Genomic DNA, 18201 nt, shown 5'->3' with positions numbered 1-18201 from the left:
TCACGTGATCGTCCAGATGCACATAGAGTGCGGTCAGAAGGGCGTCCAAGTCAGTCTTCACACACCGACCATGGACGCCCTTCGTCACGCCCGCAGCCGATCACCGAATTTCACATCAGCGATCTAGCGCCTTGGCCTGCAATCCGCCCCGGAAGTTGGTGGTCAGCAAGGCCAGCGTGCTCGGCGCGGCCAGCGCAGCGCCGAGACCCTGCGCGGCGCGGGCGACGATGAGCACTTCAGGGTTGGGCGCCAGCCCGCCCAGCAGGGAAGCGGCGGTGAACAGCATCATGCCGGCAAGGAACACCCGGCGGTGGCCGAGAATGTCGCCGGCGCGCCCGCCGAGCAGCATCAGTCCGGCGTAGGCGAGCAAAAAGGCATTGGTGACCCAGGACAGTCCAGCGGGGGTGAATCCGAGGCCGCCGCGGATCTCGGGCAGAGCCACGTTCATGATCGTGGCGTCGAGCATCAGGACCAGTTCACAGGAAACGATCACGGCCAGGGTGATCGCGGCGACACCGGTCAGTTTCACATCAGCGGCTTTCGGATCGGCCTCGGCGGCGGCCGCCGGTGCTTCAGCGGCGGATCGTTCGGGTGGGCTCGGCATCTCTTCTCCTCCGGACTGGAGCATCCCAGTAGGGAACCAGGTGGTTCACTATATGGGGCCGGTAGGGTGGGGACGCAACCCGGTCCGGTGTGAAGGAGGTGTCGATGACCACATCGGCGCAACGACCGGCGCGGCCGGAGCCGCCCTCCACGCGACGGCGTGGTGAGGCGCTGCAGCGGGTCATCTTCGACGCGGTGATTGAGCAGCTCGGCACCGTCGGCTATGCCAAGCTGAGCACCAACCGGGTCGCCGCCGCGGCGGGCACCGGCAAGGCGGCCCTGTACCGGCGGTGGCGCAACAAAGACGAGCTGGTGCGCGACGCGCTGCGCGACCTGCTTCCCGCGCCACCGGAGACCTCGCCGGACATGCCGCTCCGCGACGGTCTGGTGATGTTGCTCCGGTACCTCAACCAGGCGCTGTACGACTCCAAGGGCACCGCTTTCCAGGCGGTGGCGGCCGCGGGGGATGAGCAGACTACCCAGCTTCGCGTGCTCTTCCACGAGTCGGTGACCGTGCCCTGTGAGAGGGGCATCGTCGAGCTGATCAGGAGACACGGAGGTGCCGCACCGGGTGCGAGCGAGACGGCCATCGCCGCGGCCGGGCCCGCGATGCTCCTCTACCACTGCGTCAGCGGACAGCCCAAGAGCACCGACGAGCAGATCGAGTCGGTCGTCGATGACCTGCTGCTCCCACTCATCGCACGTCGTCGTTGAGGCCGCTACGCCGTAGCCTCAGCCTGCCAAGGTGCTCACACCGCACCCGTCTCCTCGCCTAGATCGAGATGGACGTCCATATCGTCCAGCGGCGCGTTTAGGTCGTAGATGTAGTCGCCGAAGCGGCGAACGTTGTCTTCCTGGTAGGGGGACATGATGGCCACGTCGGCGCGATGGACCGCCTGCCCCTCGCTGCGCAGCTGGTTGAGCACCAGCGACATGTCCAGCGTGGTTTGGTACATGACCAGGTCGGCGACCAGGGTGTTGAACTTGATCGCTTTCTCCTGTTCTTCCGGGTCGTTCTCGGCGATCACGCCGTTGTTGCCGAATCCGATCCACTTGGCGAAGTTGTTGTAGGACTCGACCATGTTGGTGGCCCGGCTGATGTTCTCCCGTAGCGAGGCGTCGGAGACGTATCGGAGTAGCACCATGGTGCGGATCACGCGGCCCAGTTCGCGGAAGGTGCGGTACATCTTGTTGCGTTTGGAGTCGTGCCGCAGCCGCCGCAGCAGCGTGGTCGACGACAACTCGCCTTCCGGATCGAGATCGCGACCTTCATCAGGTCCTGCCAGATCAGCTGCCAGTTGATCGGGTCGCCGAACAGCGCGTCGATGTGCCGATAGCGCACCCCTGGCTCGGGCCGGTGGAAGGTCAGGTCCTGGAAGTTGCGGATACGCGGCAGCAGCTCGAACCCGAACAGATGCGCTAAACCGAAGACCGGGAAGCTCTGGCCTTGCGTATCGGCATGGATCTCCTTGGGCGCCGCCTCGCTCCTGCTCCAGCAGCCCCTCGATGATGTAGACCGCCTCCCACACCCCGCACGGTACGAACCTGGAGAACAGCGCGATGTAGTTGTCGGCGATGTGGTGGTAAGCAATCCCGCCGTAGCCGCCGTAGCGGATATGGTACTCGGCGATCAGATTGTCCACGTAGATGTCGTACTTGGTGCCGTCGGCGGCCACCGCGTTGCCTTCTCCCCACAGCCGGGGCAGATCTAGCCGCAGGTAGGCGTTGACCACGTCGGCGATCGCCTTGTTCAAGCTGGCCACCGTCACGTGCTTGCGGACGGTGTAGGAGAGCTCGTGCGCGCTGATGTGCCCTCCCAGGTGCCGGGCGGCCTGGGCGGCGCCCAGGTTGCAGCCGTAGGCGAAGGCGACCAGCAGGTAGCGCTCCAGCGGGTCGGCCAGTTTGGCGTCCGAGCCCGACAGCGGCCCGAAGTGGCGGAACCAGCGCAGGTGCCGGGTGGTCCGGGACAAGATCTCCAGCAGCGAGCGTTCCGGTAGCCGGCCCTTGACCGTCGTAACCAGCTCCAGCGCGCCAGGGCTGTGCCCGGCGGACTTGCGCGCCTTGAGCGTGGGCCGTCCCTGCTCATCGATGGCCAGGTCGGTGTTGTCGGGGTAGCCGGCATCGACGGCCGCGGCCACCTGCTTCATCCGGGTCTTCAACTGCGCGACGAAGCCGGCCGCGGTGTCGGGCAGGCCGACCTCGGCGCAGTACTCGGCCAGGTGAGGCTGGCAGGCTTCCCAGCTGAGCAGCTGCGATTGCCAGTTGGCGTATGCCTCGGAGCCGACCGCCGCCACATCGCCGCGCACCAGCTCGTCGGCCAGCCAGGAGAAGACGCAGATTTCGAAGTGCCGGCGCACCAGCTTGCCGGGGCGGCGCCTGTCGGTGACCACCTTCTGCCAGGCCTCCGGCGCGAAGGAGACGTCCACCTTCTTGCGCACCTTCACCGTGGAGATCTCACCGGTCATCTCATCGACAACCTCCTGCTCGGCCACGTACTCATCACCGATCAGTTCGGAAGTGCGGGTGGCGTGAGCACGCACGAACTCCAGCGCCGCCAGCAGTTTGCGGTCAGTGGTGGCCGGCTCCAGCAGCAGCACACCGGCCAGGCGCAGCAGCAGGGCGCGATGGGAGCGGTAGAAGCGGTCCAGCAGCGGCAGATAGTTGTCCCCGTGGTAGGCGGCCAGCGCCTCGTGCTCGGCCATCAGGTCGACCAGGCCTCCGTTAGTCTCGATCGTCTCCAGCACCGCCCGGCCGGTCTCGTGCCGCCGCCGCACCACCGTCCACGGGGTGGAGGCGGTCCGGGCCATCACGTCGACGTCTTTGGCCGCGCTCAGCAGATCGCCGAGCACCGCGAGCATGCGCTCGTTGCGCTGGCGCTGCTCGGCGCGGATGGTATCCAGCAGTTCGCGGGCCTTGGTGTGCATGGTGTTCATCCGCTTGCACAGCATGGTCACCAGGTCGTCGCGAGCCCGCACCCGGGCCTGGTGCAGCAGGCACGCTTCCAGCACTATCCGCTTGACCTCGCCGTAGTCGCGCATCTCGGAGGCACCCAGCGCCCGCGCCTCGGCCGCGAAGTGCGCGATCTTAGCAGCCGGGACGCCCTTCAACCAGGCGTCGCTCGCCCCGGCACTACCGTCCAGCCAGACCAGATGGTCCAACTGCTGGCGCAGCTTGGTCACGGTGGCCCGGGGCGCGCTCTTCTTGGCCCTGTCATGGCCGCTGCGGCCGGTTGCCGGATCCACCTCCAGCATCCCCAGCATCCGCGCGTGGTCATCGAAGCCCATCCGGCCATACGCCAAGGTGAAGATGGCGGTATTGACCTCAGCCCGGACCTGCGAGGCGAGGTCGTCCAGGGTGGAGAAGGCCGGGAACTCACAGCTGTTCTTGGCCAGCTCCTCCAACGCCACGTTGATCAGGTCGGCGGGGTGGTCCTTGGTCTTGGCCGCCAGGCGGACCGCCTGCTCGGCCAGCTTTCGTGCGCTGGCCTGATCCCCGTCCAGCCCCAGCCGGTCGCGCACCAGAGCCTTATGGTTGCGGCCGGTCCGCTCGGCCACGCCCGCCATGCCGAGGCGCTCCGGCAGGCCCCGCTCATCCCGGATGTACGTGATCACCTGCGCCGGGATCTCCGCCAGCCGTGGGAAACGCCCCAGCCGCTGACAGCACTTCAACCACACCACCAGCGACAGCCGATTCTCATCACTGTCGGTCATCTCCCGCGCCCAGTCCATCTCGACCAGGCTCGGCGAGTACGCCTCGCGTAACTCCCGCTCGGAGACGGTCCGCTTGAACCTCGGATACGCGGTCTTGTCGATCGACGCCATCAGGCACACAGCTTTCGCAGCAGCCCGATCACCAAGAACAGGCCACACTGTAGCTGAGCGAACGCAATGCGTGAGAGCGAACAAACCAAACCGAGGACGAACGCAACCAGCGGATCGCACACAGGTAGTCAGCCATTGAATTCATGCATGCCTCTGCGGAAGGTCGATCTCAGCAGCGGGCTTCCTCGCTGAACCGGCCTCAGAGAGGCTCTCGCTATCTCATCAAGATCGACTCATGGCCGGTTTTACCCGTATCTCGGCTGGACCCGGCCGAGAACGCCTCCTGGGCCGGCGTGCCCTGGGAGGCGACCGACCCGTGGGTGGTCAAGGAAGAGGAGATGGGCCGCTCGTCGCGGATCGTGCTGCAGCACGACCTGGCCCGCGGCAGAGTCCAGCGGGTCAGCCTGTGGGAGTACATCACCGGCATCACCGACGCCGAACGCGAACAGATGCGCGCCGAACGCCTGGCCCGCGGCGAACCCTACGACTACGACCTGTGGGACGACGAAGCCTGAACCCCGCCCGGCGAACCCGTGATGATCAACGATCGTTAGCATGGCGGAGTGGAGAGGGGCCTGGTCTCGCCTGACCGCCCCGACGCCGAACACCGACGTGGGTGGGCGGACTACCTCGAATGATGGGTTCAGCCGTCCGAGCTTGCCTTTGACCATGGGCGGTCCTCCGACGGCGGGATGATCCCGTTGAACAAGGGCAGCGCCACCCCGAAGGCGCCCCCGCCGCCTAGAGCCTGTCCGGGGTTCGGATCTTCAGGCTGGGTGGAGGCTGCGGAGCCACAAGATGGCCCCGCGTAGGTGCAGGCCGGCCAGATAGCTGTCGGGGGTCTTGTCGAAGCGGAAGGCCAGCCCACGCCATTCCTTGATTCGATTGATGCACCGCTCCACCGTGTTGCGCTGCTTGTAGAGATCGGGATCATGACGGACCGGCCGGCCGCCGCGGGAGCCACGCTTCTTGCGGTTGGCCGCCTGGTCGACCTTCTCCGGGATGACCGTCTTGATCCCGCGCCGGCGCAGGTAGGCGCGGTTGCCGCGGGAGGAGTACGCTTTGTCGCCGGCCACCGCGCCCGGCCGGGTGCGCGGACGGCCGGGTGCGCGGACGGCCGACAGCCAGACGGATCTTGATGCGCTCCAGCACCGCGCGAAATTGCGGGCTGTCACCGGCCTGGCCAGGGGTGAGGACGAAAGACAGCGGACGACATCGGCGGTCGGCCGACAGATGCACCTTGCCGGTCAGCCCGCCCCGCGAGCGGCCCAGCTTGGCCATCTTCAGCCGGAACCGGTGCCGGCGTCGCATCCGTCGGCGTTCGTCCCGCTCTCCGTCGTCGCCCGGATCACCGTCACCGGCGATTTGCCCCTTTGGCAGTCCCTTTTCCTGCTCGGCGGCCTCGTGCAGCGCTGCGGCCAGTTCGTCGTTCAGAGCCATCCCAGCGGCGTGGTGGTGGGCGCGGGCCGTCGTAAAGTCCACGCTCACCACGTCGAGGTCGGCCTGTCCACGAACCGCAGCCTCCGCAATCAACGCCTGCATCAGGTGTTCGAACACGCCGCTCACCGCCCACGAGCGGAACCGGTCATAGACGGTGGACCAGGGCCCGTACTCCGCAGCGGGCAGATCCCGCCACGGACTGCCCGTCCGAAACCGCCACATCACCGCGTTGAACTGCTGCCGCAGATCCGGGATCGGGCCTCGCTCACCCAGCGGTAAGTGAGGCTGAATCAACGACCATTCCTCATCGGTGAGGTCTCCACGCGCCATGGCGAAGACCTACCAGGATCACAGAACAGACCGCAGGCAATCCCCCTGATCTCAACTCCGTACAGGCTCTAGCTGCTACTCGCTGAGATGCGCTGAAAAGCGCTGTAACTCGTTGAAAATCGCCGTACGTTGTCGGCCCTCCGCTCCCGAACATGACCCCAGCCGCCAGGTAGCTCGGTGAGTGAGCCGGGCGGCCCAACGAGCTGGATGGGGATGCCGTCTTTGTACGGCGTCGCCAGGCTGGCGGCTGCTTCCTGACTGGTCTGCTCAGGGGGTGGTGCGGCGGGCGAGGGCTTGGCCGGCGGGTAGATCGGCGACGAAGCTGCGGAGAAAATCGTTGATCTGGGTGAGGTCGGTGCCTTCGGTCATCGCGGCGATGAAGGCATAGAGGCCTTCTTCGATCTCGGTGATCTGGCGGGCGAGCTCGACGCCCTGGGAGTGAGGATGAGTTCGATGTGGCGGCGGTCGTGCGGGGAGGTCTCGCGGTGGACCAGGCCCGCGGTGACGAGCCGTTCGACGAGGCGGCTGGGGCTGTTGCCGGTTTCGCAGACCAGCAGGTCACCGAGACCGTTGAGAGTGAGCGGCTGACGGTCTTGCAGGACTCGGATCACCTCTGCCTGGGAGGTGGTGATCCCGAGGGGCTTCAATGCCTGGCCGAGCAGCCGGTTTCCCTCACGCTGCGCGGCCAGGACCAGGTATCTGAACTCCTCGACGGGTCGCATGGCAGATGATTGTCCCTGTCAGGCCGGGGTGAGGTCGCGTCGGGCGACGGCGAGCGCGGCGACCGCGCCGGGGTCGTGCGCGGCCAGGACGGTCAGGCCAGGCTGCCGCTCCCGCAACTGGTTGACCATCGCAGTGGTCTCGATCAGGCGCTCCCTCTCCCCGACTCCGGGAACACGGCCGGCCTCCAGCAGGTCGGCGTCGTAGGTGGTATCGCCGACCATCAGCAGGGGCGTCCCGCCCTCGCTGCGCACCAGCATCGACAAGGAACCGGGGGTGTGGCCCGGGGTGGGCAGCAGCATCATGCTGCCGTCGCCGAACAGGTCGTGCCCGGAGGTGAACGGCGCGATCGACGAGTCGGCCAGCGGCTCGGGGTCGACGAACCGCCACTTCAGGCCGGGCAGCTCGATGTGCTTGCGCAGCAGGCCTTTCATCTCCGGGTGGGACTCGCCCAGGGTCTCCCACTCCCGCCGGGATACGATGATCTCGGCGCCGGTCAGTTCCCGCAGGCCGCCGATGTGGTCCTGGTGCAGGTGGGAGATGACCGCGGTGCGCACGTCCTGGATGTCGTAGCCGATCGAGGCCAGCTGCGCGGTCAGGGTCTGCTCGGGTGCGATGTCGAAGCGGGCCAGCCGGTCGTACATCAGGCCGGTGATCCCGCCCGGGAAGTAGCCGGGGTCGGTGATCGACGCCCGGTCCTGCCCGGTGTCGAACAGCACCAGGCCGTCGGAGTGCTCGATCACGTACACGTTGATCGGCAGCGGCTCGGTCCACCGCCGCGAGGTGAACAGCCACCAGTACAGCGACTTGCCGCTGTCGGCGACGTGCTCGGGGTGGATCGACACCGACCCGGTGCTAACCACGGAAACCTTCTCGATCTGCTTCATCGCGTTGCTCATAGGCAATACATTACACGACATCTATGTCGTGTCAACTAACCATGGCCGGAACCCCCCGTTCCCACCCGGCCCCAAGGCGTCGGGATTTAGAAGGTTTCCCGCCAGGCCGTCTGCGGATTGGGAGGGTAAATTGACGACACGCTTTGCCGACAGCTAGAGGAGGGCTATCTCCTTCCGGAGGAGCCTTCTGTGCGCATCGTCTACTCCCGTTCGTCCACTGCCACCCAGTCGCTACTCCGGCAGCGGCAGATTCTCACCGAAGCCGGGCTACTGGTCCGGATGGGGGGCGTCGCAGAGGGGTTCCGCCTGGCCGAAGGTGTGCTTCTGTTCGAGGACCCCCGGCCACCACGTCGAAGATCCCGGCGCTGGAGCGTCCCGCGTTCGCCAAGGTCGACGCGGCCGCGCACCCGGCGACGCGCTGGCGCGTCAGTGCCGCGACGACGCTCTGGTGACGGCGTGGCCGCCTACCGCGACACCGTGGCGTTGGCGGCTCGTCAGGCCGCGGTGAGCGGCTTCATACAGGCCCGTCGGCGGTACCCACACCATGAGCAAGCACGCAATGGCACCGGCGGCCCACGCAACCCACGAGGCATACGGCTGTTTCACGACTGTGCGCCGGTAGCCCAACACCGCGGCGAACAGCATTCCCGCCGCTGGCAGGTAGTCGGATTTGCGGACGGCGGCCATGCGCGCGGGCTCGCCCTCCAGGTCGAACGTCCACCGCACGAGCCCGCTCACCAGGCGGACCAGGCCGCGCGGAGCGCGGGCGACGAGCCGCCCGGCGTAGAGCGGCGTGCGAAGGAGCTGGGAGCCGGCCACGTGGGCGTAGTGGAGACTCGCCCACCTGAGGGTTTCGATGGCCTCGGCGCGGGAGCGCAGCCACAGCGGGATGATCGGCTGACGGGTGGTCGCCTTGCGCTCCAGGCCGGCAGTCGATCCAGTTCGCCGTACCCGCCTGAGGCTTGTCCCATGGGCTGTCGACGTCTAAAGTCAGTCATACGACTGAAATACTTGGAGTGCGCATGCATGACGTCGATGTGGTCGTAGTGGGTGCGGGCCTCGCCGGCCTCAGCGCGGCCCGCAAGCTGGTGGCCGCAGGCCGGACTGTGACCGTTCTGGAGGCCCGTGACCGGGTCGCAGGCCGTACCCTCGGCGGCTTCCTGAGCAACGGGGTGTCGGTGGAACTGGGCGGCCAGTGGGTCGGCCCGACCCAGGACGTGATCCTCGAACTGATCGGGGAGCTTGGCCTGGAGACCTACCTGAGCTTCGACGAGGGTGAGTCCCTCACCGTCTACGATGGCAACCTGACGCGATATGCCGACACGACTTTCGGCCTCCCCTTCGACTCCACGATGGAGGTGGGCCGAATCTGGGAGCAGATCGAGAGCCTGGCCTCCACAGTCACCACCGATGCGCCGTGGGAGAGCGAGGGCGCCGAGGACCTCGACCGCCAGACCTTTGACCAGTGGCTGCTCGCCAACACCGACGACACCATCGCCCTGCGCTTCTTCCGTCTGCTGGTGCCGGCTCTCTTCTCCGCGGAGTCCCCGGAGCTCTCGCTGCTGCACTTCCTCTTCTACGTCAAGTCCGGCACCAGCCTTGAGACCCTGGTCGCCACCACGGGAGGGGCGCAGGAGTCCCGCGTGGTCGGCGGCACCCACCAGATCTCGGAGCGGATGGCGGAGGAACTCGGCGACCGCGTGAAACTCGGCGCGGTGGTCCGCTCCATCGCCCAGGACGACACAGGAGTCGTCATCGCCTATGAGGGTGGCGAGGTCACCGCGAACCACGTGATCGTCGCGGTTCCTCAGACGCTCGCGGGCCGCATCCGCTACACCCCGGCTCTGCCGGCGCTGCGCGACGGCCTGACCCAGCAGATGCCGGCCGGTTCAGTGATCAAATTCCACGTCGGCTACGACACGCCGTTCTGGCGCGAGGAGGGCCTCAACGGCTTCGTGCTCAGCCTCGACGACGAGGTCAACGTCGTCCTGGACAACTCCCCGCACGACGCGTCCTGCGGCGTCCTGGTCGGCTTCCTCGAGGGTGCCCACGCCCGCGCTGCCAACCAGATGACCACCGAGGAGCGCCGCGAGCTGGTCGTCGCCAACCTGGTGAAGTACTTCGGAGCGAAGGCCGCCCACCCGTTCGACGTGGTAGAGCAGGACTGGACCGCCGAGGAGTACACGCGCGGCTGCTACGGCGGTCGCCTCGGCGCCGGTGCTTGGACCCAGTACGGCAAGGCTCTCGCCGCACCGGTCGCTCGCATCCATTGGGCTGGTGCGGAAACCTCTGACATCTGGAACGGGTACATGGACGGCGCGGTCCGCTCCGGCCGCCGCGCCGCTGACGAGATCCTCACCCAGATGCCCTGAGGCCGGAGCGGTGTCGGCAAGCCCCCTGCCGCCACCTTCCGCCGCCCGGCCTGGCGGCCCAACCCCAGTCTTCAACACCTCTCATCCGCACACCCGAGGACCTGATCATGAGGCTGACAGAACCGGCCCACCCCCATCTCGATCTCGCAATTCTCGTCCAGCGCCTCGCCGCCGGTGAGAAGGCCTGGGTCGCATCGCCCGTCGCCGAGCGCCGCGACCTGCTCATCCAAGTGCTGGAGGCCGTCGACGCGAACGCGGCGGAATGGGTCCGCATCGCATCACAGATCAAGCAGCTCGATCCGGCATCTCCGCTCGTGGGAGAGGAGTGGATCAGCGGCCCCTACGCCGTGATCGGCTACGCCCACGCGCTGCAGGACACCTTGAAGCGCGTGGCCGACGGCGCCGAGGTACTCGCGGGCTACAACATCAGCAGCGCGCCGGGCGACCGACTGGCCGTCCAGGTCCTGCCCCACCACACCTTCGACAAGCTCCTGCTCAATGGCTTCCATGCCGAGGTCTGGACGAGGCCGGGCATCACCGAGGAGCAGTTGCACAATGGCGCAGGACTCGGTCAGCGGAGACCGGAGCAGACCAACGGCGTGGCGCTGGTGCTGGGCGCCGGCAACATCTTCTCCATCCCGCCGCTCGACGTGCTCTACCAGCTGTACGCCGAGAACCGCACCGTTGTACTCAAGCTCAACCCCACCACCGACCCACTCCTCGAGATCTTCCGCGCCATCTTCAAACCAATGATCGACCGCAACCTCGTCGAGATCATCAGCGGGGGCGCTGAGGTCGGTTCGGCCCTGGCGAACCACTCGGGCATCACCTCCGTGCACATGACCGGCAGCGAGGCGACCCACGACGCCGTTGTCTGGGGCGTCGCCAAGGAGGCGGCGGCCGCGAAGGCGGCTGGCACCCCAAAGCTGGACAAGCCGATGACCAGCGAGCTCGGCGGGGTCTGCCCCGTCATCGTCGTGCCCGGGGAATGGTCAGCGGCCGACCTGCGCTTCCAGGCAGAGCACGTAGCCACCCAACGCCTGCACAACGGGGGCTCCAACTGCATCGCCGGTCAGATCGTGATCCTCAGCGCCGACTGGGCGCAGAAGGACGACTTCCTCGCCGCGCTCCGGCAGGCGCTGAAGGCCGCACCGGCCCGCCCAGCGTGGTACCCCGGCTGCGACGTACGCGTCCAGACCGTCCGCGACCTGCACCCGACGGCCGAGGCTGTCGGCGGGACACCGGAGCGCACGCTGCTCACCGGCCTGGACCTCGCCGACGCGAGAGAGTCGGCGTTCTCCACCGAGTACTTCGGCCCCGTGCTTGGGGTGGCTGAGCTGCCCGGCACCGGCGCCGAATTCCTCGACGTCGCGGTCGCAGCCGCCAACGACCGGCTGCGCGGCACCCTGGGCGCCAACATCATCGTGCATCCCAGGACTATCAAGACGCTGGGCAGCCGTCTCCGTGCGGCGATTGCCGACCTGCGCTACGGCACGATCGGGGTGAACGCCTGGACCGGTGTCGGCTTCCTCATCCCGCGCGCGACCTGGGGCGCCTACCCGGGGCACACCCTGGAGGACGTTCAGAGTGGCATCGGCGTGGTCCACAACGCCCTGCTTCTGGACAACACCGAGCGCACCGTCGTGACCGGGCCCTTCCGGCCCTCGCCGCGGTCGGTCCTGCACGGGGAGAAGTCCATCTCCCCCAAGCCCCCGTGGTTCGTCACCAACCGCACCGCTGCCACCACAGGACGATTGCTGACCGGTTTCGCGGCGCGGCCGCGCTGGCGCGCACTGCCGGCGATCTTCGCCTCCGCCCTGCGCGGCTGAGGATTGCGTCCACAGTGTGACGCCCGCGCAGTGGCTGGCGCGGCAGATCGAGACCGACGACCCGGATGTGTCGTGGCCAACGAAGGTGAGACAGAGCCGCAGGGTCAGGGGCGACGGGCAGTGCGGACCTGGGTGGCTGGCCGCACCTGGGCCAATGCGATGAGCATGTCGATGACGGCGTCGAGATCCTCGCGCGACCGGGCCTCATTGGGATCGCACAGGTGCTGCATGATGAGCCCGTCCACAGCGGCCAGCAGCACCCTGGCCAGCTGAGCGAACGGGACCGCGCAGATCTCACCGGCATTGCCGGCGGCTTCCTGGCACCATTGGGCCACGATGCCGGCATAGCGTTCGTACTGCCAGCGTGCTATTTGCTCCTGGCCCTGGGTGCGCAGGGCATAGGTGGTCAACTCGTACTGCATGAGCTGCAGGTTGGTCTGCTCAGCCACCAGCTGCGACCAGAAACGGGTGACTCCCTGGCGGATCGCATGCTCGAGACCGTCCTCAAGCTGCACCGAGTCTTTGAGTACGCCGGCGATCTCGTCGACCACGTCCTCGATGACGGCCCGCAAGAGGAGTTCCTTGGAAGGAAAGACGTACTGCAGCGTCCCGAGCGGGACCCCGCCCTCTGCGGCGACGGCCCGCAACGAGGTGTTGGCCACGCCCTCTCGGGACAGCACGCTGCGGGCTGCCGCCACGAGCTGCTTGCTACGGACCGAAGCTTCGATATACGGCATCCACTCTCTCCTGGCTCGGTCGGACGACTGAGATTTTGCCACACCATGCTTGCCGACATGCGTGATGTCCGATTATAGTCACCTGTCAGTCAACCGACTGAGTTTATGGGACGCCATATCCCCTCCGGAACGCTGCGGTACGCGGCGAGGACGAGAAGCGCTCGCGTGGCTCGGTTGTCCCAAGAGAAAGGAGACCGTCGATGCGGACGGTGGACTCCACCCGCTTCCGTGAGGGGCGGCTGAACTCGAGACAAAGAACCTCCCGCACTACCGCGTTCAGCAAGGCGTGCTCGGTCCTGCACGCAGTGATCCGCCCGCGCCTTTGCCTGGCGATCCTTCTCCCTGCGGCCGGCGTCCTGTCCTGCACTGCCCCGGCACAGCCTCAACAGTCCGAGCTGAGCGGGTCTGCCGACACGGTCTTCGTGAACGGTCAAATCTTCACCGCGGACACCTTGTCCACCATCGTCGAGGCCGTGGCCATCGACGACGGGAAGTTCGTCGCCGTCGGATCGAACGAGACGGTTCGTCGTCAGATCGGACCCAAGACAGTCGTTCACGATCTCAAGGGCCGCATGGCGATGCCCGGCATCACCGACATGCACATCCACCCCGTAAGGGGCGGGCTTGCGGAGCTGACCTACTGCAAGTTCTCGGACCAGCTTGAGCTCCCCCGTGCGCTCGACGCCGTTCGCAAGTGTGTGAAGGACAAGAAGCCGGGCGAATGGGTCGAGGGCGCGCAGTGGCACTCGGCCCTTGCGCCATCCCTCGACAAGGCGGCGCTCGACCAGATCGCGCCGAAGAATCCCGTGTACCTGCACGACAACACGAACCACATCGTCTGGGTGAATTCGGCAGCGTTGACCGCCGCCGGGATAGACAAATCCACGCCCGATCCCCCAGGCGGCAAGATCCTGCGCGATCCGAAGACCGGCGAGGCCACGGGCGTCTTGATGGAGTCGGCCGTAGGCCTGGTCACCAAAGTGAAACCCAAGCCGGGGGACGAAGACACCGAGCGCGCGGCCGAGCGGGTCTTCCGAAAGTTGAACACCTACGGTGTCACCAGCATCCAGACAGGCGACGCCGATGCCCCGGACCTCAAGGCGTTCCGTAAACTCGAAGCGGAAAGTCGCCTGACGATCCGGGTGAAGACCAACTGGGATTTCAACACGCCAGTGGCGCCGGTCGAGCCCGAGAAAATGTTGAAGCGCTTTGACACCCGAGCCGAGCGCGGCCCAGTCACCGACCTGATCAATCCCGACGGCGGGAAAATCTACGCCGACGGCATCCCGATCGGAGGTGGATCACCGTATTTGGAGCCGTACGCCTCCGGGGATACGTCCGGACACGCGGCGATCGACCAGGCCGACCTTAACGCCGCCGTGAAGCAGATGGACAAGCTGGGCTTGTCAATCATGATCCATGCGATGGGCGACGCTGCGGTGCGCATGTCACTCGACGCTATCGAGGACGCCAGGCGCGCGAACGGCACCAGCAAGCAGCGCCATGTCATCGCACACACTTTCAGTATCGATCCGGCGGACATGGGGCGTGCGCGCAAACTGAACGTCGTCTTCGAGAACTCCCCGCCGATCGTCCTGTTTCCCAACGATCTCACTGCTGCCGCCGTGGACCTGCTCGGGCGCCAGAGGGCGAGGGCCATCGCGCCGATCCGCTCCCTCATGGCCGCCGGCGACACTGTCGGCTATGGCACCGACTGGGACAACATCCCCGACCCCAATCCCTGGCCTGCGCTACAGGCCATGATCACGCGGCAGAACCCATCGGACCCTGGCCGCGGGTACCTCGCGCGCTCCGAGGCCGTCGACCGGATCACCGGGTTGGAGATCTTGACCTTTAACGGCGCCTATGGCGTCGGCCTCGAAAAGCGCACCGGATCCATCGAGACCGGCAAGGACGCCGATCTCATCGTCCTCAATCAGGATCTGCTGAAGGTGCCTGTGGGCGACATCCACAAGACCAAGGTCTTGAGGACGGTCCTCCGCGGCAAGACCGTCTTCGTCCAGGAGTGATCGATGCGCGTTGACGTTGCGATATCGGTCGGCATCTCAACCTTTGCTGCCCGGACTTAGCTTGTCCCGCATGTTACCTACCGGTCGGTATGTGGTTCCCGCCAAGATGGCGCGCATAGGAGTCAGCGCGAGGAAGGCCTGGTCATGCTCAACCTGTCGATCATCCTCGAGGACAGCGCCCGCAACGTCCCTGACAAGACGGCCATCGTCTTCGAGGGCCTGCGCCTGCCTTACTCCATGGTGGAGACGATCGCCAACCGGGTGGCGAACCTGCTGGTGGCCCGTGGTGTGGGCAAGGGCGACAAGGTCGCGCTCACCTGTCCGAACGTGCCGTACTTCCCCTTCGTCTACTTCGGCATCCTCAAGGCGGGTGCCACGGTCGTGCCGCTGAACGTGCTGCTGCAGGCCAGGGAGATCGCCTACCACCTCGACGACAGCGATGCCAAGGCGTTGTTCTGTTTCGAGGGCACTGCTGAGTTGCCGATGGGCCGGCGTGGCAGGGAGGGCTTCCAGGCCGCCGACGGCTGCGAGCACTTCTTCGTGCTGCCGGCCACGCCGCTGGCCACCGAGTCGGAATACGGCGAGTCGATCTGGGCGGCGCTGAATGGCATGGCGGGCGAGTTCGAGACGGTGCAGACCGCCCCGGAGGACACCGCGGTCATCCTCTACACCTCAGGCACCACCGGCCAGCCCAAGGGCGCCGAACTGAGCCACCAGAACATGCTGATGAACGCCATGGTCAGCGACGAGATGTTCCCCCGCACCCCTGGCGGCGACAACTACCTTGCCGTACTGCCCCTCTTCCACTCCTTCGGCCAGACCGTCGTGATGAACACCGGCTTCCGCAGGCAGGGCACGCTGGTGCTCATGCCGCGCTTCGAGCCAGGCGAGGCGCTGGAGCTGATCCGCAAGGAGAACATCACCTTCCTCCCCGCGGTTCCGACGATGTTCTGGGGCCTGCTCACCAAGATCCACGCCGAGGGCGCGGCGGCGCCCACCTCGCTCAAGCTCGCGGTGGGCGGCGGCGCCTCCTTGCCGGTCGAGGTGCTGCGCGACTTCGAGCAGACCTTCGGCATCGGCATCCTGGAGGGCTACGGCCTGTCGGAGACCTCCCCCGTGGCCAGCTTCAACCAGCTCGGCCGCCCGACCAAGCCGGGGACCATCGGCACCCCGATCTGGGGCGTGGAGATGAAGCTCGTCGACAGCAACTGGAAGACGATCGTAGGCGAGGGTCCCGGCGAAATCGCCATCCGCGGTCACAATGTCATGAAGGGCTACTATAACCGGCCCGAGGCGACCGAGGCGGTCATGAACGACGGCTGGATCCGCACCGGCGACATCGCCACCCGGGACGAGGACGGCTACTACGCCATCATCGACAGGTCCAAGGACATGATCATCCGCGGCGGGTTCAACGTGTACCCGCGCGAGATCGAGGAGGTCCTGATGACCCATCCTGCGGTCTCTCTGGCAGCGGTCGTCGGGATCCCGCACGAGTCGCACGGCGAGGAGGTCAAGGCGTACGTCATCCTGTCCGCGGGGGCCTCGATCACCGAGGACGAACTGGTGCTCTGGTGCAAGGAGACCATGGCGGCCTACAAGTACCCACGGATCGTCGAGTTCCGTGACGGCCTGCCGATGACGGCCACCGGCAAGATCCTAAAGCGCGAGCTGCGCTGAGGCCGGTACCGGCGGGGCCGCGCTGCGGCGGCCCGCCGGCCTGCGACGACCGGTTGAATTCGCCCTAGAACCCAAGCGTCGCCTGGCGGTCAGTATTCACGCGTCGTCGATGACAGCAACCAAGAACCGGGGCCCATTGTGCGGATTGCGCGGAGCAAGGGTGCGGTCAGCGTCTGAGAGGGCATTTGATTTAAGGAGATTGCTACTTATGTTCTAGTAGGTTGCTCGCCAGGTTGGGGTGGTCTCGTCCGTTATGCGTTTGGTGAGGTTGTCGATCGAGGCGATGTAGATCATGGATTCGGAGCTGGTGGGAAGGGTTTCGTAATCGCGGGTCAGGCGTCGTCTTAACATAATCCAGCCGAGGCTGCGTTCCACTACCCAGCGTCTTTTAACGACTTGGAAGCCGCGGATGTCGGGGTTTCTGTTGACGACTTCCACGCCAATTCCGAGGCGGGCTCCGTGTTCGACCGTGGCGTTCTTAAATCCTGTGTCGACCCAGGCTTTGGTAATGGTCGGGTGGATCGCCTTGACGTCGTTGAGCAGTTGTATTCCTACGGCGTTTTCGGAGAGGCCGGTGGGTCGGCGGTCGAGTCTGGCCTGCCGCCAGGCGGTCAAGGTGGGCTCGATTAAGGCCCAGCGGGCGTCGGAGATATCGCTGGGGTACGGCTTCCGTTCGCTAATGACGGAGCTTCTACCCGAAAGTTTTGATCGATAGTGGACTTCGACTCGGTTGGGAGCTTCTCCCGTATTTCTAAACCAGACGGAATTTGAGTGCCATTTCATCACCGAATGGCCGCTCGCATGAGCGGCGAGAACTGCACAAAGCGACACGTACAGGGAAAGGAGCCCGAACGACTGCAACCACAGAACTGGGCATACGCTAACCAAACATCTAAACGCCCACTGAGAGGGCGGTTGGCGAGCATATGGCCGCGATGTCGCAGGGTGATCGTGTGAGTCTGTAGCGTTATGCCTGGCTGCTGGGCGTGGATATGCTGAGATGGCCGGGTGAATGAGCGCAAGCCGTACGCGAGCGACTTATCCGATGAGCGGTAGGCGTTGATCGAGCCGGTGATCATCGCTTGGAAGGCCGCCCACCCCTCGGTCAGCGGCCACCAGGGCAGATACGAGCTCCGCGAGATCGTTAATGCGCTGCTGTACCAGAGCAGGACCGGCTGCCAGTGGAGCTTGCTGCCCCATGACCTGCCTCCTCGCAGCGCGGTGCTCTACTACTACCGCAGGTGGCGCGAGGACGGCATCGACAAGACCATCCACGAACTGCTGCGCTGGCAGGTAGGGGAGAACCACCGACGATTAGCCGACCCGAGCCTGGTGGTGCTCGACACCAAAGCGTGCGTGCCGCCGCCGGAGTCCCCGCCTCCACGACCGGACGGGACGCGGCCAAGAAGGTACCCGGTCGCAAGCGTGGGCTGGCCGTGGGCGTGCTGGGCCTGGTCATCGCCGTGGTGGTCACGGCAGCCTCGATGCACGACAACCCCATCGGCAACGCGCTGCTTGGCCCATCGCTCGGGTTGATGTCACCGGAGGGAAAGTAGCTGAGAGTTACATTTCAAATCCGCTACGCAGCGATCACGACTCGTGAGTACCGCTCGGTAGCCATATGACTACGAATCATCGTTCTTCTGACCTTCGGGGCACATCGGAAGAAGGGTTGCCGAGATGCGGCGCGAGTGGGAACTGGAAGACCTCCTCGACTGCTGGAACTCTGGATGAGCAGGA

Annotated in this window: 13 protein-coding genes and 3 pseudogenes; 8 read left to right on the top strand and 8 right to left on the bottom strand. The window is 66.1% G+C overall.

Features of this window, described 5'->3' with window-relative positions:
• Positions 1–115: 115 nt before the first annotated feature.
• Positions 116–604, bottom strand: a complete 489-nt coding sequence (locus E1292_RS43125; protein WP_132605309.1) for an MFS transporter — start codon at positions 602–604, stop codon at positions 116–118.
• A 104-nt stretch (positions 605–708) separates the two neighbouring features.
• Between E1292_RS43125 and E1292_RS43120 the strand changes: the two genes are divergently transcribed.
• Complete coding sequence (locus tag E1292_RS43120) at positions 709–1317, top strand: TetR/AcrR family transcriptional regulator (protein ID WP_132605307.1); 609 nt, start codon at positions 709–711, stop codon at positions 1315–1317.
• A 35-nt stretch (positions 1318–1352) separates the two neighbouring features.
• On the opposite strand, the pseudogene E1292_RS43115 reads toward E1292_RS43120, so the two are convergent.
• Positions 1353–4424, bottom strand: a pseudogene (locus E1292_RS43115) (Tn3 family transposase).
• A 293-nt stretch (positions 4425–4717) separates the two neighbouring features.
• Here E1292_RS43115 and E1292_RS43110 point away from each other — a divergent pair.
• Positions 4718–4939 carry a hypothetical protein gene (locus tag E1292_RS43110; protein WP_132605303.1) on the top strand — a complete coding sequence of 74 codons (222 nt, stop codon included), beginning with the start codon at positions 4718–4720 and terminating at the stop codon, positions 4937–4939.
• Positions 4940–5191: 252 nt separating this feature from the next.
• On the opposite strand, the pseudogene E1292_RS43105 reads toward E1292_RS43110, so the two are convergent.
• The 4 genes and pseudogenes from E1292_RS43105 to E1292_RS43090 all read right to left on the bottom strand — a co-directional run bounded on the left by E1292_RS43105 (position 5192) and on the right by E1292_RS43090 (position 8632).
• Positions 5192–6194 (bottom strand): annotated as a pseudogene (locus tag E1292_RS43105) (IS5 family transposase).
• A gap of 365 nt (positions 6195–6559) precedes the next feature.
• Positions 6560–6916, bottom strand: a complete 357-nt coding sequence (locus E1292_RS43100; protein WP_220447339.1) for a MarR family winged helix-turn-helix transcriptional regulator — start codon at positions 6914–6916, stop codon at positions 6560–6562.
• 18 nt (positions 6917–6934) lie between these two features.
• Entirely contained in the window at positions 6935–7813 is an 879-nt protein-coding gene (locus E1292_RS43095) for an N-acyl homoserine lactonase family protein (RefSeq protein WP_220447338.1), read from the bottom strand.
• 426 nt (positions 7814–8239) lie between these two features.
• Positions 8240–8632: a hypothetical protein gene (locus E1292_RS43090; protein ID WP_132605301.1), complete on the bottom strand. Its 393-nt coding sequence runs from the start codon at positions 8630–8632 to the stop codon at positions 8240–8242.
• 143 nt (positions 8633–8775) lie between these two features.
• Here E1292_RS43090 and E1292_RS43085 point away from each other — a divergent pair, with 143 nt between their 5' ends.
• Positions 8776–10185: a flavin monoamine oxidase family protein gene (locus E1292_RS43085; RefSeq protein WP_220447337.1), complete on the top strand. Its 1410-nt coding sequence runs from the start codon at positions 8776–8778 to the stop codon at positions 10183–10185.
• A 107-nt stretch (positions 10186–10292) separates the two neighbouring features.
• Positions 10293–12014 (top strand): aldehyde dehydrogenase family protein, encoded by a 1722-nt coding sequence (locus E1292_RS43080; RefSeq protein ID WP_132605299.1) that lies wholly within the window; start codon positions 10293–10295, stop codon positions 12012–12014.
• 104 nt (positions 12015–12118) lie between these two features.
• Here E1292_RS43080 and E1292_RS43075 read toward each other — a convergent pair whose 3' ends face one another.
• Positions 12119–12751 (bottom strand): TetR/AcrR family transcriptional regulator, encoded by a 633-nt coding sequence (locus E1292_RS43075; RefSeq protein ID WP_132605297.1) that lies wholly within the window; start codon positions 12749–12751, stop codon positions 12119–12121.
• 200 nt (positions 12752–12951) lie between these two features.
• On the opposite strand from E1292_RS43075, the gene E1292_RS43070 reads away from it, so the two are divergent.
• Both E1292_RS43070 and E1292_RS43065 read left to right on the top strand, forming a co-directional pair.
• A complete protein-coding gene (locus E1292_RS43070) occupies positions 12952–14781 on the top strand; it encodes an amidohydrolase (protein ID WP_132605295.1) in 1830 nt (609 codons plus the stop codon).
• A 144-nt stretch (positions 14782–14925) separates the two neighbouring features.
• Positions 14926–16461, top strand: a complete 1536-nt coding sequence (locus E1292_RS43065; RefSeq protein ID WP_132605293.1) for a long-chain-fatty-acid--CoA ligase — start codon at positions 14926–14928, stop codon at positions 16459–16461.
• A gap of 213 nt (positions 16462–16674) precedes the next feature.
• On the opposite strand, the gene E1292_RS43060 is transcribed toward E1292_RS43065, so the two are convergent.
• Entirely contained in the window at positions 16675–17142 is a 468-nt protein-coding gene (locus E1292_RS43060) for a transposase (protein WP_132605311.1), read from the bottom strand.
• A gap of 378 nt (positions 17143–17520) precedes the next feature.
• Here E1292_RS43060 and E1292_RS55985 point away from each other — a divergent pair.
• Positions 17521–17724: pseudogene (locus tag E1292_RS55985) on the top strand (transposase); the annotation flags it as partial.
• An 89-nt stretch (positions 17725–17813) separates the two neighbouring features.
• A complete protein-coding gene (locus tag E1292_RS54535; protein ID WP_246090732.1) occupies positions 17814–18017 on the top strand; it encodes a transposase in 204 nt (67 codons plus the stop codon).
• Positions 18018–18201: the final 184 nt, after the last annotated feature.

The organism is Nonomuraea deserti (assembly GCF_004348685.1).
GTDB lineage: Bacteria > Actinomycetota > Actinomycetes > Streptosporangiales > Streptosporangiaceae > Nonomuraea > Nonomuraea deserti.
The sequence above is the reverse complement of the archived record's forward strand: the minus strand, read 5'-3'. Positions and strand labels throughout refer to the sequence as shown.

What these genes read in the sequence shown, in the direction of transcription:
- E1292_RS43065 (WP_132605293.1), top strand. Translation starts at nt 14,926, where the DNA reads ATGCTCAACCTGTCGATCATCCTCGAGGACAGCGCCCGCAACGTCCCT.
- E1292_RS43100 (WP_220447339.1), bottom strand. Translation starts at nt 6,916, where the DNA reads ATGCGACCCGTCGAGGAGTTCAGATACCTGGTCCTGGCCGCGCAGCGT.
- E1292_RS43095 (WP_220447338.1), bottom strand. Translation starts at nt 7,813, where the DNA reads ATGAGCAACGCGATGAAGCAGATCGAGAAGGTTTCCGTGGTTAGCACC.
- E1292_RS43125 (WP_132605309.1), bottom strand. Translation starts at nt 604, where the DNA reads ATGCCGAGCCCACCCGAACGATCCGCCGCTGAAGCACCGGCGGCCGCC.
- E1292_RS43070 (WP_132605295.1), top strand. Translation starts at nt 12,952, where the DNA reads ATGCGGACGGTGGACTCCACCCGCTTCCGTGAGGGGCGGCTGAACTCG.
- E1292_RS43075 (WP_132605297.1), bottom strand. Translation starts at nt 12,751, where the DNA reads ATGCCGTATATCGAAGCTTCGGTCCGTAGCAAGCAGCTCGTGGCGGCA.
- E1292_RS43080 (WP_132605299.1), top strand. Translation starts at nt 10,293, where the DNA reads ATGAGGCTGACAGAACCGGCCCACCCCCATCTCGATCTCGCAATTCTC.
- E1292_RS43120 (WP_132605307.1), top strand. Translation starts at nt 709, where the DNA reads ATGACCACATCGGCGCAACGACCGGCGCGGCCGGAGCCGCCCTCCACG.